The sequence below is a fragment of the Tistrella mobilis KA081020-065 genome (assembly GCF_000264455.2).
GTDB classification, from domain to species: Bacteria; Pseudomonadota; Alphaproteobacteria; order Tistrellales; family Tistrellaceae; genus Tistrella; species Tistrella mobilis.
On record NC_017956.1, the window covers coordinates 3,292,582 to 3,306,178 of the forward strand.

General features: G+C 68.5%; 13 protein-coding genes. 5 read left to right on the forward strand and 8 right to left on the reverse strand.

Features of this window, described 5'->3' with window-relative positions:
• Positions 1-80: 80 nt before the first annotated feature.
• From TMO_RS15010 to modC, 4 genes are all read left to right on the forward strand, one after another.
• On the forward strand, positions 81-557 hold the full coding sequence (locus TMO_RS15010; RefSeq protein ID WP_014746493.1) for an RNA pyrophosphohydrolase: 477 nt from the start codon (positions 81-83) through the stop codon (positions 555-557).
• Positions 558-664: 107 nt separating this feature from the next.
• Positions 665-1,462 carry a molybdate ABC transporter substrate-binding protein gene (gene modA / locus TMO_RS15015; protein ID WP_014746494.1) on the forward strand — a complete coding sequence of 266 codons (798 nt, stop codon included), beginning with the start codon at positions 665-667 and terminating at the stop codon, positions 1,460-1,462.
• A gap of 34 nt (positions 1,463-1,496) precedes the next feature.
• Positions 1,497-2,258 (forward strand): molybdate ABC transporter permease subunit, encoded by a 762-nt coding sequence (gene modB, locus TMO_RS15020; RefSeq protein ID WP_014746495.1) that lies wholly within the window; start codon positions 1,497-1,499, stop codon positions 2,256-2,258.
• Entirely contained in the window at positions 2,255-3,376 is a 1,122-nt protein-coding gene (gene modC, locus TMO_RS15025; protein WP_014746496.1) for a molybdenum ABC transporter ATP-binding protein, read from the forward strand. The genes modB and modC overlap by 4 nt, the downstream gene beginning before the upstream one ends.
• Here modC and TMO_RS15030 read toward each other — a convergent pair.
• From TMO_RS15030 to TMO_RS15065, 8 genes are all read right to left on the reverse strand, one after another.
• Positions 3,351-3,809: a winged helix-turn-helix domain-containing protein gene (locus TMO_RS15030; RefSeq protein WP_014746497.1), complete on the reverse strand. Its 459-nt coding sequence runs from the start codon at positions 3,807-3,809 to the stop codon at positions 3,351-3,353. The two genes, modC and TMO_RS15030, sit on opposite strands and share 26 nt — an antisense overlap.
• Positions 3,809-4,624: a ferritin-like domain-containing protein gene (locus TMO_RS15035; RefSeq protein ID WP_014746498.1), complete on the reverse strand. Its 816-nt coding sequence runs from the start codon at positions 4,622-4,624 to the stop codon at positions 3,809-3,811. The genes TMO_RS15030 and TMO_RS15035 overlap by 1 nt, the downstream gene beginning before the upstream one ends.
• Positions 4,625-4,908: 284 nt before the next feature.
• Positions 4,909-5,310: a F0F1 ATP synthase subunit epsilon gene (locus tag TMO_RS15040; RefSeq protein WP_014746499.1), complete on the reverse strand. Its 402-nt coding sequence runs from the start codon at positions 5,308-5,310 to the stop codon at positions 4,909-4,911.
• 57 nt (positions 5,311-5,367) lie between these two features.
• Positions 5,368-6,792, reverse strand: a complete 1,425-nt coding sequence (gene atpD / locus TMO_RS15045; protein WP_014746500.1) for a F0F1 ATP synthase subunit beta — start codon at positions 6,790-6,792, stop codon at positions 5,368-5,370.
• A 75-nt stretch (positions 6,793-6,867) separates the two neighbouring features.
• The gene (locus tag TMO_RS15050; protein ID WP_014746501.1) at positions 6,868-7,761 is read right to left on the reverse strand and encodes a F0F1 ATP synthase subunit gamma; all 894 of its coding nucleotides are present in this window, start codon (positions 7,759-7,761) and stop codon (positions 6,868-6,870) included.
• A gap of 172 nt (positions 7,762-7,933) precedes the next feature.
• Positions 7,934-9,466, reverse strand: coding sequence for a F0F1 ATP synthase subunit alpha (gene atpA, locus TMO_RS15055; RefSeq protein WP_041606581.1), 1,533 nt, complete (start codon positions 9,464-9,466; stop codon positions 7,934-7,936).
• Positions 9,466-10,026 (reverse strand): F0F1 ATP synthase subunit delta, encoded by a 561-nt coding sequence (locus TMO_RS15060; protein ID WP_014746503.1) that lies wholly within the window; start codon positions 10,024-10,026, stop codon positions 9,466-9,468. The genes atpA and TMO_RS15060 overlap by 1 nt, the downstream gene beginning before the upstream one ends.
• A 308-nt stretch (positions 10,027-10,334) precedes the next feature.
• Entirely contained in the window at positions 10,335-12,539 is a 2,205-nt protein-coding gene (locus tag TMO_RS15065; RefSeq protein ID WP_014746504.1) for a primosomal protein N', read from the reverse strand.
• A 345-nt stretch (positions 12,540-12,884) separates the two neighbouring features.
• On the opposite strand from TMO_RS15065, the gene fsa reads away from it, so the two are divergent.
• Complete coding sequence (fsa, locus tag TMO_RS15070) at positions 12,885-13,541, forward strand: fructose-6-phosphate aldolase (protein WP_014746505.1); 657 nt, start codon at positions 12,885-12,887, stop codon at positions 13,539-13,541.
• The last annotated feature ends 56 nt before the right edge of the window (positions 13,542-13,597 follow it).

The window sequence follows — 13,597 nt, forward strand, 5'->3', positions numbered from 1 at the left end:
AAGTGACTGCGCCGCGCACAGGCATGTGGCGCGCCCTCCCCAAGATCACCCCCCAAGATACAGTCGTCCCGGAGAACATCATGGCCGCGGATCCCGCCGATCTTCCCTATCGTCCCTGCGTCGGCATCATGCTGCTCAACCCCACCCGCGAGGTTTTCGTGGGCCAGCGCATCGACACCACGGCCGAGGCCTGGCAGATGCCCCAAGGCGGCATCGATCCCGGGGAAAGCCCCGAGGTCACCGCTCTGCGCGAGCTGAAGGAAGAGATCGGCACCGACAAGGCCCGGATCCTCGCCGAAACCGCCGACTGGCTGACCTATGACCTGCCGGCGGAGCTGATCGGCAAGGTCTGGGGCGGCAGGTATCGTGGCCAGCGCCAGAAATGGTTCGCCATGGACTTCCTCGGCACCGATGCCGATATCGATCTTGCCACCGAACACCCCGAATTCGACCGCTGGCGCTGGCTGCCGGCGCAGGATCTTCCGCGGATGATCGTGCCGTTCAAGCGCGCCCTTTATGAACAGGTGCTGGCCGAATTCGACCATCTGCTGCGCTGAGCGGCGGCAGGCGGCGGGCATGTTCACCACCTTCAGGTGACGTGCCCATTGACGCGGGGGGCCGGCTCGTTCACCGTTATATCTGCCCAGATATAGCGGAGCCCCCCATGAAAGCCTTTCTGACCGGCCTGCTGCTTGCCGCCCTTGCCGTCACCACCAGCCAGAGCCGGGCAGAGGCCGCGGACCGGCCATTGCTGGTTTTTGCCGCCGCCAGCCTTGCCGAGGTGATGGATGAAGCCGGCAAGGGTTTCGTGGCCAAAGGCGGAGAGGCGCCGCAGGTCTCCCTTGCCGGATCGGGCACGCTGGCCCGGCAGATCATCGCCGGGGCGCCGGCGACGCTGTTCATCTCCGCCCATCCCAAATGGGTCGACGAGGTCGAAAAGGCCGGGCTGACCCGCGAGATCCGCCCCTATGCCGCCAACCGGGTCGTGCTGGTGGTGGCGAAGGACAGTGCGGCCACCCCGCCCGCCGATGACGGCGATGCCGCCTTGTCCGCCGCCATCGATGCGGTGATCGGCGCCGACGGCCGGCTGGCGATCGGCGATCCGGCAAGTGTGCCGGCCGGGCAATATGCCCGCGACGCCCTCACCTCGCTCGGCATCTGGTCGAAGATCGAGCCGCGTACCGCGCCGGTCGAGAATGTCCGGGTCGCGCTGTCGCTGGTGGCCCGTGGCGAGGCGCCGGCCGGGATCGTCTATGCCTCGGATGCCGCAGCCGAACCCGATGTGAAGGTTCTGGCGGTGCTGCCGGAACGGCTGCACCAGCCGGTGCGCTATCCGGCGGCCCTGCTGGGCGGCGCCGATGAAGAGGCAGCACCGTCGGCGGTCGCCTTCCTTGACTACCTGACAGGTCCCGAAGGGGCGGATATCCTGCGCAGGCACGGATTGGAGCCGATCGCGAAGTGACCTGCACGCCCCGGAACATCGGCAGGACGACGGCATGACCGGCTGGCCCGGCCTGGACTGGATGGGCCTGGACTGGATGGGTCCCGCCGAACGCGATGCCATCCTGCTCAGCCTGCAGGTGGCCTCGGTGGCGCTCGCCTGTCTGCTGCCCGTGGCGGTGATGCTGGGCTGGATCCTGGCCCGCTGGAAATCCGAGGCACGGGTGGTGCTGGACGTCATCGTCCACCTGCCGCTGGTCATGCCGCCGGTGGTGACCGGCTTCCTGCTGCTGCTGGCCTTCGGGCGCAAGGGGCCGATCGGCGCCGTACTGGACCAGGTCTTCGGTCTGGTCTTCGCCTTTCGCTGGACCGGCGCCGCCCTTGCCGCGGCGGTGATGGCCCTGCCCCTGGTGGTCCGCCCGATCCGGCTGGCTTTCGAAGCGGCGGATCCGCGGCTGACCGAGGCGGCCTCCAGCCTGGGCGTCCCGCCCTGGCGGTCGTTTCTCACCATCACCCTGCCTCTCGCCCTGCCGGGGATTCTGGCCGGCATGATCCTGGGCTTCGCAAAATGCCTCGGCGAATTCGGGGCGACCGTCACTTTCGTGTCGAACATCCCCGGTGAGACCCGCACATTGTCGCTGGCGATCCAGACCCTGCTGTCCGCCCCGGGCGGCGACGGGCCGGCGCTGCGCCTGGCGCTGGTCGGGATCGTGATCGCCGTCGCCGCCCTGATCCTGGCCGAGATCGTGACCCGGATCATGCGCCGCCGGCTCGGCCTCGACCTGCCGCGGTCGCGACGGTCGCGAGGCCCGGCATGACGATCGCCATCCGCATCGCCCATCGGCTGACCGCCGGCTTCGCGCTCGATATCGACCTCGCTTTGCCGGCCCATGGCGTCACCGCGATCTTCGGCCGCTCCGGTGCCGGCAAATCGACGCTGCTTTCGGCCGTCGCGGGCTTCCTGTCTCCCGAAGACGGCCGCATCAGCATCGACGGCACAACCCTGTTCGATCGCGCCAGCGGTACCAACCTTGCCCCGCACAGGCGGCGGGTGGCGGTGGTGTTTCAGGATGCCCGCCTGTTCCCGCATCTCTCCGTCCGGCGCAATCTGGATTATGCCCGCCGCCATGGCCCGGCGCGGCCGGCCATCGGGCGGTTCGATGCGGTGGTCGATCTTCTGGGACTGGAGGCGCTGCTGGAACGCAAGCCGCGCACGCTCTCGGGCGGGGAGGCGCAGCGTGTGGCGCTGGGCCGGGCGCTGCTGGCGGAGCCCCGGCTTCTGCTGCTCGACGAGCCGCTTGCGGCGCTGGACGGCGCCCGCAAGGACGAGATCCTGCCCTTCCTCGACCGTCTGGCGCGCGAGGGAGAGGTTCCCATGCTCTATGTCAGCCACGCCCTCGACGAGGTCATGCGGCTGGCCGACCATCTGGTGCTGATGGAAGACGGGCGCGTGATCGCGAGCGGCGGCACAACCCGGGTGACCGCCGATCCGGCCCTGGCGCGGATCGCAGGCGAGGCTGCGCGGGGCGGCGTGCTCGATCTGCTGGTCACCGGCCTGCCGGATGGCGACGGACTGCTGGAACTGGCCGTCGGCCAGGGCCGGTTGCGGCTCGCCGCCGGTCCGACGCCACCGCCGCCAGGCAACATGATGCGCCTCAGGGTGGCGGCACGCGACGTCGCCCTCGCATTGGATGGTGCGGCACTCGATGCCGCCGGGCTCAGCATCCGCAACCGCCTGCCCTGCCGGGTGACCGCGGTGACGCAGGAAGCGGACGGGCTGGTGGCGGTGGCCCTGGAGATCGAGGGCACAGACACTGATGGAGGGGAGAGCGGCCGTCTGCTCGCGCGGATCACACCTGCCGCGGCGCGGGATCTGAGGCTGGAGCCCGGGCGACCCGTGCTGGCCCTGATCAAGACCCTGGCTCTGGGGACGTAGGGCCTGGGGGTACAGGGTCCGGGGATACAGGGTCCGGGGAGATAGGGTCTGAGGATACCGGGCTGACCGGCCCCGCCAGATCCGCGAAGCGGGCAAGAGGCGCCTCGGCGGCCGCCGAGGCTGCCTCCAGCGCGGCCCGATAGGCCGCCAGCACGGCATGTCCGGTCTCTGTCAGCAGGGCACCGCCGCCGCCGGCGCCGCCGGCCTGACGCTGGACCAGCGGCGCGGCGAACTCGGCATTCATGGCCTCGATCAGCCGCCAGGCGCGCGCATAGGACATGCCCATCTCGCGGCCGGCCGCCGCGATCGATCCCAGAGCCTCGACATGGGCAAGCAGGGCGGCCTTGCCAGGTCCGAACCGGCGGCCGCCCGGCAGATCGATGCGCAGGGACAGGGTGCCAGAGGGCAGGTTGGCAGGCGCCGCCTCGGCCATCAGGCGGCGCGCCGCTCCAGCCAGCCGACCTTCTTACGCATCAGCCACCAGGATGCATCGCCCAGCAGCCGGGCCACCCGGCTCTGCGGATCCAGCCCGGCCGCCTTGCAGGTCATCATGACCGCGCGCTCGACATGCGGGCGCTTGTACATGCCATAGGCACGCCGGCTGTAGGCGGCGATGCAGGCGGAGCGGTCATAGGGTCCGGCAAGCCCGTTGGCGCAGTGATAGGCATAGGCCAGTTCGTCATCCTCGGTCTCGCGGATGCGGCTGAGCGCGATCATCAGCCGGCGGGTCGGGCCCAGCTGCTCCCGCTCCAGATAGCGGTTCAGGTGGTTGTAGAACAGCTTGTAATGGCGCAGCTCGTCCGCCCGGATGCGCATGGCGATGGATTTCAGGACCGGTTCTTCGGTCGCGGCCGCCATGGCGCCATAGAAGGACGAGGTGCCGACCTCGACGATGCAGCGGGCGACCAGCTCCCCCGAACGTGACCCGCGAATCGACTGCTTGGCGTCGAGCGGCAGGGTGATGTCACGCGTGAAGCGGGCGAAGGCGTCATCGAAGTCGAAGGTCGGATCGGCGTATTCGGCCCAGCGGCGGAGGGCGCGGCCGTGCTGCACCTCCTCTTCCGCCCAGTCCTTCGCGGCCTGGCAGAAGTCGGGATCATCGGCGAACACGCTGCACAGATAGGCCGCGTAGTCGTAGCCGTTATGCTCAACCAGCGCGGCCGCCTTCACGGCCTTCAGGATCTCGGGGTCGACCTTCGAGGGGTCGAAGTGCTCCCAGGCGATGTCGTCGATCGTCCAATGTTTCATAGGGCTTACCCGCGTCAATCCGGTTCACGCAAGGCAGGGACAGGGGGCCATATTTCCCTCCCCACCGCTCGTATGCGGAGCGTTGGCGGCGCATCTCTTAACAAGTGGTGAACGCTTCACCAAGGTCAAGGCCACATCATCTATTGCCATCCTGACCGAAAAGGCACCGGTTGCGGGTGACAAAAAAAGAGCGACCGCCCCCACGGGACGGTCGCTCTTTTTTCACGGAACCCGCACGGCATCGCGTGATGCCGGCAGCCCCTATGTCGTCATGCGCCGGACGGTCAGGCGACCGCCTGGAGCAGGGCCTCGGCCTCGGCGATCTTCCGCTCGGCGGAGAGGCGCTCGGCCTCGTCGCGCGCCAGCGAGAGATCCTCACGAGCCGCCTTGGCACGGGCCTCGGCGTCGCCGCGGTTGACGTCCTTGAGGTTGAGGGCGTCCTCGGCGAGCACGATGCAGCTCGCTTCGGTGACCTCGACCATGCCGCCGGCGACGAACAGACGATCGACGACCGTCTGGCCCTCATAGACCTCGATCACCCCCGGACGCATGGTCGCGATCAGGGGTGCGTGGCCGGGCAGGACACCGAAATGTCCCTCCGACCCGGGGACGACGACCATGTCGACATCCCGGGCCAGGAGCAGACGCTCCGGCGACACCAGCTCGAACCTGACCTTGTCCGACATCGGTCAGCGCCTTTCTCGTAGGTGGGCGGGCCGTTAAGCGTGACGAAAGGCTGCGGCTCAGGCCGCGGCCTTCGCCATCTCGCGGGCCTTCTCGATCGCTTCTTCGATCGAACCCACCATGTAGAACGCCGCCTCGGGCAGGTCGTCGTGCTTGCCGTCCACGATCTCCTTGAAGCCCCGGATGGTGTCCTCGAGCGAGACGAGCTTGCCCGGGAAGCCGGTGAAGACTTCGGCGACGTGGAAGGGCTGCGAGAGGAAGCGCTGGATCTTACGCGCACGCGCGACGACCAGCTTGTCCTCTTCCGACAGTTCGTCCATGCCCAGAATGGCGATGATGTCCTGCAGCGACTTGTAGCTCTGCAGCACGCGCTGCACTTCGCGGGCCGTGCGGTAGTGCTCGTCGCCGACGATACGCGGATCGAGCATGCGCGAGGTCGAGTCGAGCGGGTCCACCGCCGGGTAGATGCCGAGCTCGGCGATCTGACGCGACAGCACGGTGGTGGCATCCAGATGGGCGAAGGAGGTGGCCGGCGCGGGGTCGGTCAGGTCGTCGGCCGGCACGTAAATCGCCTGCACCGAAGTGATCGAGCCCTTGCGGGTCGAGGTGATCCGCTCCTGCAGACGACCCATTTCGGTCGCCAGCGTCGGCTGATAACCCACCGCCGAAGGAATACGGCCGAGCAGCGCCGACACTTCCGAACCCGCCTGGGTGAAACGGAAGATGTTGTCGACGAAGAACAGCACGTCCTGGCCTTCCTCGTCACGGAAGTACTCGGCCAGCGTCAGGCCGGTCAGCGCGACGCGGGCACGGGCTCCCGGGGGCTCGTTCATCTGACCGTAGACCAGGGCCACCTTCGAGGCGCCCAGATCGTCCGGCTTGATGACGCCCGAGTCGATCATCTCGTGATAGAGGTCGTTACCCTCGCGGGTACGCTCGCCGACACCGGCGAACACCGACACGCCACCATGGGCCTTCGCGACGTTGTTGATCAGCTCCATGATCAGCACCGTCTTGCCCACGCCCGCACCACCGAACAGGCCGATCTTGCCGCCCTTGGCATAGGGCGCCAGCAGATCGATGACCTTGATGCCGGTGACGAGGATCTCGGCCTCGGTCGACTGCTCCGCAAAGGCGGGCGCCTCGGCGTGGATGGGGGCAACGCGGCTGTTGTCCACCGGGCCCTTCTCGTCGATCGGCTCGCCGACGACGTTCAGGATGCGGCCCAGCGTGGCGGGACCGACCGGCACGCTGATCGGCGCGCCGGAGTCGACCACGTCCTGGCCACGGATCAGGCCTTCGGTGCCGTCCATGGCGATGGTGCGGACCTGGTTTTCACCCAGGTGCTGCGCCACTTCCAGGACCAGCTTGTTGCCGTTGTTGTCGGTGGTAAGCGCGTTCTGGATCGCCGGCAGGTCGCCGTCGAACTGCACGTCGACAACGGCGCCGATGACCTGCGTAATCTTGCCGACCTTGTTCTTCATGCTGTCGCTCCCGTCGGAACTCTCTAAAACCTGCGGGCGGAGACCGATACCGGCCGCCGCTCCCGGGACCGTTCTTTACAGCGCCTCGGCGCCGGAAATGATTTCGATCAGCTCGCGCGTGATGACCGCCTGACGCGTGCGGTTGTATTCCAGCGTCAGCTTGCCGATCATCTCGCCGGCATTGCGGGTGGCGTTGTCCATCGCCGTCATCCGCGCGCCCTGCTCGCTGGCCGCATTCTCGAGCAGACCCTTGAAGATCTGGACCGAGATGTTGCGCGGCAGAAGGTCGGCGAGGATCGCCTCCTCCTCGGGCTCGTACTCGTAGACAGCGCCGCTGCCCGCCGCAGTCGCCTGCGTATCGTTCGCGGCCTCGGGGGTCGCGAACGGCACCAGCTGCTGCAGGGTCACCACCTGATTGATCGCCGACTTGAAGTGGCTGAAAATCAGGGTGGCGACGTCGAACTCACCGGCTTCGTAGAGCGCGATCACCTTGTCGCCGATGGCCTGAGCCTCGGAGAAGGCCAGACGCTTGCGGCCGATGCCCTCGACGGTATCGATGATCAGGCTGCCGTATTCGCGGCGCAGCTGGTCGCGGCCCTTGCGGCCCACGCACAGCACCTTCACCGTCTTGCCCTGGGCGGTCAGGATCTGGATCTGACGCTTCGCGGCACGCACGAGGCTGGTGTTGAAGCCGCCGCACAGGCCGCGATCCGCCGTCGCCAGGATCAGCAGATGCACCTGATCGCTGCCCGAACCGGCGAGCAGCTTCGGCGTGGTGTCGGTCACGATCACACGCGAAGCGAGCGAGCGGAGCACACGCTCCATACGCTCGGCATAGGGACGCGAAGCCTCGACCTGCTCGGTGGCACGGCGCAGCTTCGACGCCGCGACCATCTGCATGGCCTTGGTGATCTTCTGCGTCGCCTTGACGCTGTTGATGCGGACTTTGAGGTTCTTCAGGTTAGGCATTCGGCTGACCCTTGATCGACCCCGGAGGTGGATCCTGTCCGTCGCGGCCCGGAACCCCGGACCTGATATGCCCGGCCGCGGCCGGTCCGCCCGGACCGGGTCCGGACGACGCCGCCCGCATCAGCCGGGATGTCCCGGCGATACGGGCGGCGCCCTTCAGGCATCCGCCGGATCAGGCGGCGAAGGTCTTGGCGGTGCGGTCGACGACCGCCACCAGCTTCGCTTCCACCTCGTCCGAGAGCTTGCCCTCGGTCGCGATGGCGTCGAGGATCGCCTTGTTCTCGCCGCGCAGGTCGGCGAGCAGCGCCTGCTCGAACTTGCCGATCGAATTGACCGGGATCGCGTCGAGATAGCCGCGCACGCCCGCGAAGATCACGCAGACCTGCTCTTCCATCTTGAGCGGCGAGAACTGGGGCTGCTTCAGCAGCTCGGTCAGGCGCGCACCACGGGCCAGAAGCTTCTGGGTCGCGGCATCGAGGTCCGAACCGAACTGGGCGAAGGCCTCCATCTCGCGGAACTGCGCGAGGTCGAGCTTGATGCGGCCCGCGACCTGCTTCATCGCCTTGGTCTGCGCGGCCGAACCCACGCGGGACACCGACAGACCGACGTTAATGGCCGGGCGGATACCGCGATAGAACAGCTCGGTCTCGAGGAAGATCTGGCCGTCGGTGATCGAGATCACGTTGGTCGGGATATAGGCCGACACGTCACCGGCCTGGGTCTCGATGACCGGCAGCGCGGTGAGCGAGCCCGAGCCCCGCTCCTTGCTCATCTTCGCAGCGCGCTCCAGCAGGCGGCTGTGGAGATAGAACACGTCGCCGGGATAGGCCTCGCGTCCCGGAGGACGACGGAGCAGCAGCGACATCTGGCGGTAGGCGACGGCCTGCTTCGACAGATCATCATAGATGATCAGGGCGTGCATGCCGTTGTCGCGGAAGAACTCGCCGATCGCGCAGCCCGAATAGGGGGCCAGGAACTGCAGCGGCGCCGGCTCCGAGGCGGTGGCGGCCACCACGACGGTGTATTCCAGCGCGCCGTTGTCTTCCAGCGTCTTCACGATCTGGGCGACCGTCGAACGCTTCTGGCCGACCGCGACGTAGATGCAATACAGCTTCTTCGTCTCGTCCGAACCGGCGTGGGCGGCCTTCTGGTTCAGGATCGCGTCGATCGCCACGGCGGTCTTGCCGGTCTGGCGGTCGCCGATGACCAGCTCGCGCTGGCCACGTCCGATCGGCACCAGGGCGTCGATCGCCTTGAGACCGGTCTGCATCGGCTCGTGCACCGACTGGCGCGGGATGATGCCCGGGGCCTTGCTCTCGACCAGCGAGCGCTCGGTCGCCTGGATCGGGCCCTTGCCGTCGAGCGGGTTGCCCAGCGGGTCGATGACGCGGCCGAGCAGGCCACGGCCGACGGGCACATCCACGATCGCCTTGGTCCGCTTGACCAGCGAGCCCTCGGTGATGTTGCGGTCTTCGCCGAAGATCACGATACCGACATTGTCGGCCTCGAGGTTCAGCGCCATGCCCTTGGTACCGTCGGCGAACTCGACCATCTCGCCCGCCTGGACCTGGTCGAGGCCGTAGACGCGGGCAATGCCGTCACCGACCGACAGCACCCGCCCGACCTCGGCAACCTCGGCCTCGGTGCCGAAGCTGGCGATCTGCTCCTTGATGATCGCCGATATCTCAGCGGCGCGGATGTCCATCATCCAACCCCTTTCATGGCGAGTTTCAGACTGTGCAGCTTGGTGCGGATCGAGCCGTCGATCATGCGCGAACCGACACGCACGACGAGACCTCCGATGAGGGAGGGATCGACGTCGGTCCGGATCGCGACCGCACCGCCGACCGCCTGCTTGAGCGCGGCTTCGAGCGCGCTCTTCTGCTCATCGGTGAGGGCATGGGCGGAGGTCACCTCCGCGATCACTTCACCGCGCGCCCGGGCGACGAGCGCCTCGAAGGAGCGGATCATGGCCGCGAGAGAGAAGAGCCGCCGCTGGCTCGCCACATAGCCGACGAAGTTCCGGGTGAGCTCGTTCATGCCGAGCTTGTCGGCAACCGCCGTCACCGCCTTGACCTGGTCGTCTCGCGACACGATCGGGCTGCGCACCAGCCGAGCGAACTCTGCGCTCTCGTCCAGCAGCTGCCTGAATCGGGCGAGATCGCCGGTCACCGCATCGAGCGCTTCACGCTCCTGCGCCAAATCGAACAAGGCGGTCGCATAACGCCCCGCCAGTCCGGTCGCATCCGCTTGCGCACCTGCCACTGGGACCGTCCCTGAAGCCTGTCGTGAAAAGAAAAGCGACGAGGCCCTGCGGTCACGTAATGGAACGCGTGAGCAGGACCAAGGCCACGACACACGCCGTCCGTGGACGCCGTCATGCCGAGGGCAGGCGATACCTAACACAAGGACCCGGGAGGTGCAACCCGCGTTGCGACAGCGAAAATCGCCGTTGTGCCTGTGACGCGCATCCGGGGCTCGCGGCCGCCCGGTACCGGTTACCACCCCGGAGGATCAACCGGCGGATCAACCGCCCGCGCGGCAATAGGTCGCAACCGGATCCTCGGAGACCGTCAGAGAAAACTCTGCGGATCGACGTCGATCTGCACACGAACCGCACCGCGCACCGGCACGAGATCGCGGGCGCGGGCCATGGCGGCGGGCAGGTCCGCGGCACGATCGGCCATCACCAGCAGCCGCACCCGATGGCGGCCCCGCAACAGGCTGATCGGCGCCGGTGCCGGGCCCAGCAGCCGGGCACCGGGCGGCAGTGTCCGGCGGAGCGCGCGTGCGAAGACATCGGCCGTGGAGCGGGCATCGCCCGGATCGGGTGCCGAGACCACCACCGCCGCCCATCGGCCGTAAGGGGGCGCGCCCGCGGCCCGTCGCTCCGAGGCTTCCGCGTCGAGGAAACCGTCCCGATCACCGGCGATGAGCGCGCGGATCACCGGATGGCCGGGATCATAGGTCTGCAGCAGCACCCGCCCCGGATGTTCGGCCCGCCCCGCCCGGCCGGCGACCTGGGCGAGCAGCTGATAGGTCCGCTCGGCCGCCCGCAGATCGCCGCCGGCAAGCCCCAGATCGGCATCCACCACCCCCACCACCGTCAGCCGGGGAAAGTGATAGCCCTTGGCCATCATCTGGGTGCCGATCAGCACATCGATCTCGCCCGCCTCCATACGCGCGATCAGATCGGCGGCCTCGACCGGGCTGGCGATGGTGTCGCTGGTCATCACCGCCACCCGCAATTCGGGCATCAGGCTGCCGACCTCCTCGGCCAGACGTTCCACGCCCGGCCCGCAGGGGGCGAATTTGTGTTCGGCCCCGCAGGCGGGGCAGGTGTCGGGTTCGGGCTCCTCGTGGCCGCAATGATGACAAACCAGGCGCGGGCCGCCGGCACGGAAGCGATGCTCGACCAGCCAGGCCTCGCAGGACGGGCAGCGCATCCGGTGCCCGCAGGCACGGCACAAAGTGAGCGGCGCATAGCCCCGGCGATTGATGAACAGCATCGACTGCTCGCCGCGTTCCTTTGCGGCAAGCATGGCGTCTTTCAGCGGTTCCGAAACGAAGCGGGTGGCGGGCAGGCGCTCGGCACGCATATCGATCGCCTCCACCGCCGGCAGCACGGCGGCGCCGTGGCGGGCCGCCAGGCGACGGCGGCGATAGCGGCCGCGCTCGACATTGGCGAGCGTTTCCAGGGCCGGCGTCGCCGAGGCCAGAACCACCGGCACGCCTTCCAGCGCGCCGCGCATCACCGCCATGTCGCGGGCGTGATAGACGACGCCGTCCTCCTGCTTGAAAGCGGCATCGTGTTCCTCGTCGACCACGATCACGCCCAGCGCCGGAAAGGGCAGGAACAGCGCCGAACGCGCCCCCACCACCACCGGAGCGGTCCCCTCCGCCACCGCCCGCCAGGCGCGGCGGCGATGGGCCTGCCCCAGATTGGAATGCCACACCACCGGCGGCGCGCCGAAGCGGCCGCGAAAGCGTTCCAGCCACTGGCTGGTCAGCGCGATTTCGGGCACCAGAACCAGGGCCTGGCGCCCCTGACGGAGGGCGGCGGCGATCGCCTCGAAATAGACCTCGGTCTTGCCGGAGCCGGTGACCCCGTCCAGCACTTCGACCGCGAACCCCGCCCCCACCGCCGCAACCAGGGCCGCGGCGGCCGCAGCCTGGTCGGGGCCGAATGCGGGGCCAGGCAGGTCGGGGTCCGGCAGATCGAAGGCCCGCGGCACCGGCCGGTCGACCGGCACCAGCGCCCCGCCATCGATCAGCCCGCGAACCACGCCATCGGACACGCCTGCCGCAGCGGCGAGCGCCGCCACCGTCGGCGGGCTGCCGCCCTCTTCCGCCGTCACATGCTCCAGCGTCTCCAGCACCGCCCGCCGCTGGGGCGTCAGCCGGCCCGCGGGCGCGGCACCGGTCGCCACCAGCCCGGTCTCTGGCCGCGGCGGATCCAGCGCGTCGTCGACCGGCAGCACCATGCGCAGCACGGCCGCGGGCGGCGAGACGGTATAGGCCGCAACTGCATCCACCAGCCGGCGCAGCGCCTCGGGCACCGGCGGGCAGTCGCGCCGCGCCGTCACCGGTTTCAGCCGCCCGGCCGCAAGGTCGCCCTCACCGGGGCCCCAGACCACCCCGGTGATCGTGCGCGGCCCGAGCGGTACCTGCACCACATCGCCGGGGGCGAGCGTCGTGCCGGGCGGGACAAGATAGTCCAGCCGGTCCAGCCGGCGCCCCGCCGGGCCGCCCATCGTCTGCAGCGGCAGAACGGCCACGCGAGACGCATCGGCAGGGGCACGGTCGGGAAACAACCCGGCGGACGGGTTCGGACTTGTATCCGGGGCGGTCATCGCATAAGCAGCAGTCGGGTGCGGACGGGTCGGGCGGATGGCATCATGCAACTGGCGGCGGCGCAAGGCTTTCGTTAAACTCCGCGCCAAACCGGCGGCCCCACCATCCCTTGCCGGAAGACCCGGACCGGGTTTTCAGGCATCACCGACCGCCACGGAAGTGTCCGCCCGAACGCCGGCTTCCCCTGTCTTCGCCCGGTCAGGACGGTCCGTCACTTCCATCGGACCGTCACCCGACCGCCGATACCCTGGTTTCCAGAGGCCCGCATCATGAAGTTCTTCGTCGATACCGCCGACGTTGCCGAAATCCGCGATCTCGCCGCCACCGGCCTGGTCGACGGCGTCACCACCAACCCGACGCTGATCGCCAAGAGCGGCCGCAAGTTCGTCGAAGTGATCGAAGAGATCTGCGCCGTGGTCGCCGGCCCCGTCTCGGCCGAAGTCACCGCCCTCGATCACGAGAAGATGCTGGCCGAGGGCCGGTATCTGGCCCGCATCGCCCCCAACGTCACCATCAAGGTGCCGCTGACCATCGACGGGCTGAAGACCTGCAAGGCGCTCTCGGACGAGGGCACCCCGGTCAACGTCACGCTGTGCTTCTCGCCCGCCCAGGCGATCCTGGCCGCCAAGGCCGGTGCCCGCTTCATCTCCCCCTTCGTCGGCCGCTATGACGATATCGGCGCGCGCGGCATGGAGCTGATCGAGCAGATCGTCGAGATCTACGCCAACTACCCGACCTTCCAGACCGAAGTGCTGGTCGCCTCGGTGCGCAATCCGCTGCATGTGGTCGAAGCCGGCCGCATCGGAGCGGATGTCGTGACCGTGCCGCCCTCGGTCCTGCGCCAGATGTACCAGCATCCGCTGACCGACAAGGGCCTGGCCGCGTTCATGGCCGACTGGGAGAAGACCGGCCAGACGGTTCTTTGAACCACGGCCATCTGAACCCGGCGCATCATCCGATGCCGAGCGGCGCGGTCTGCAGC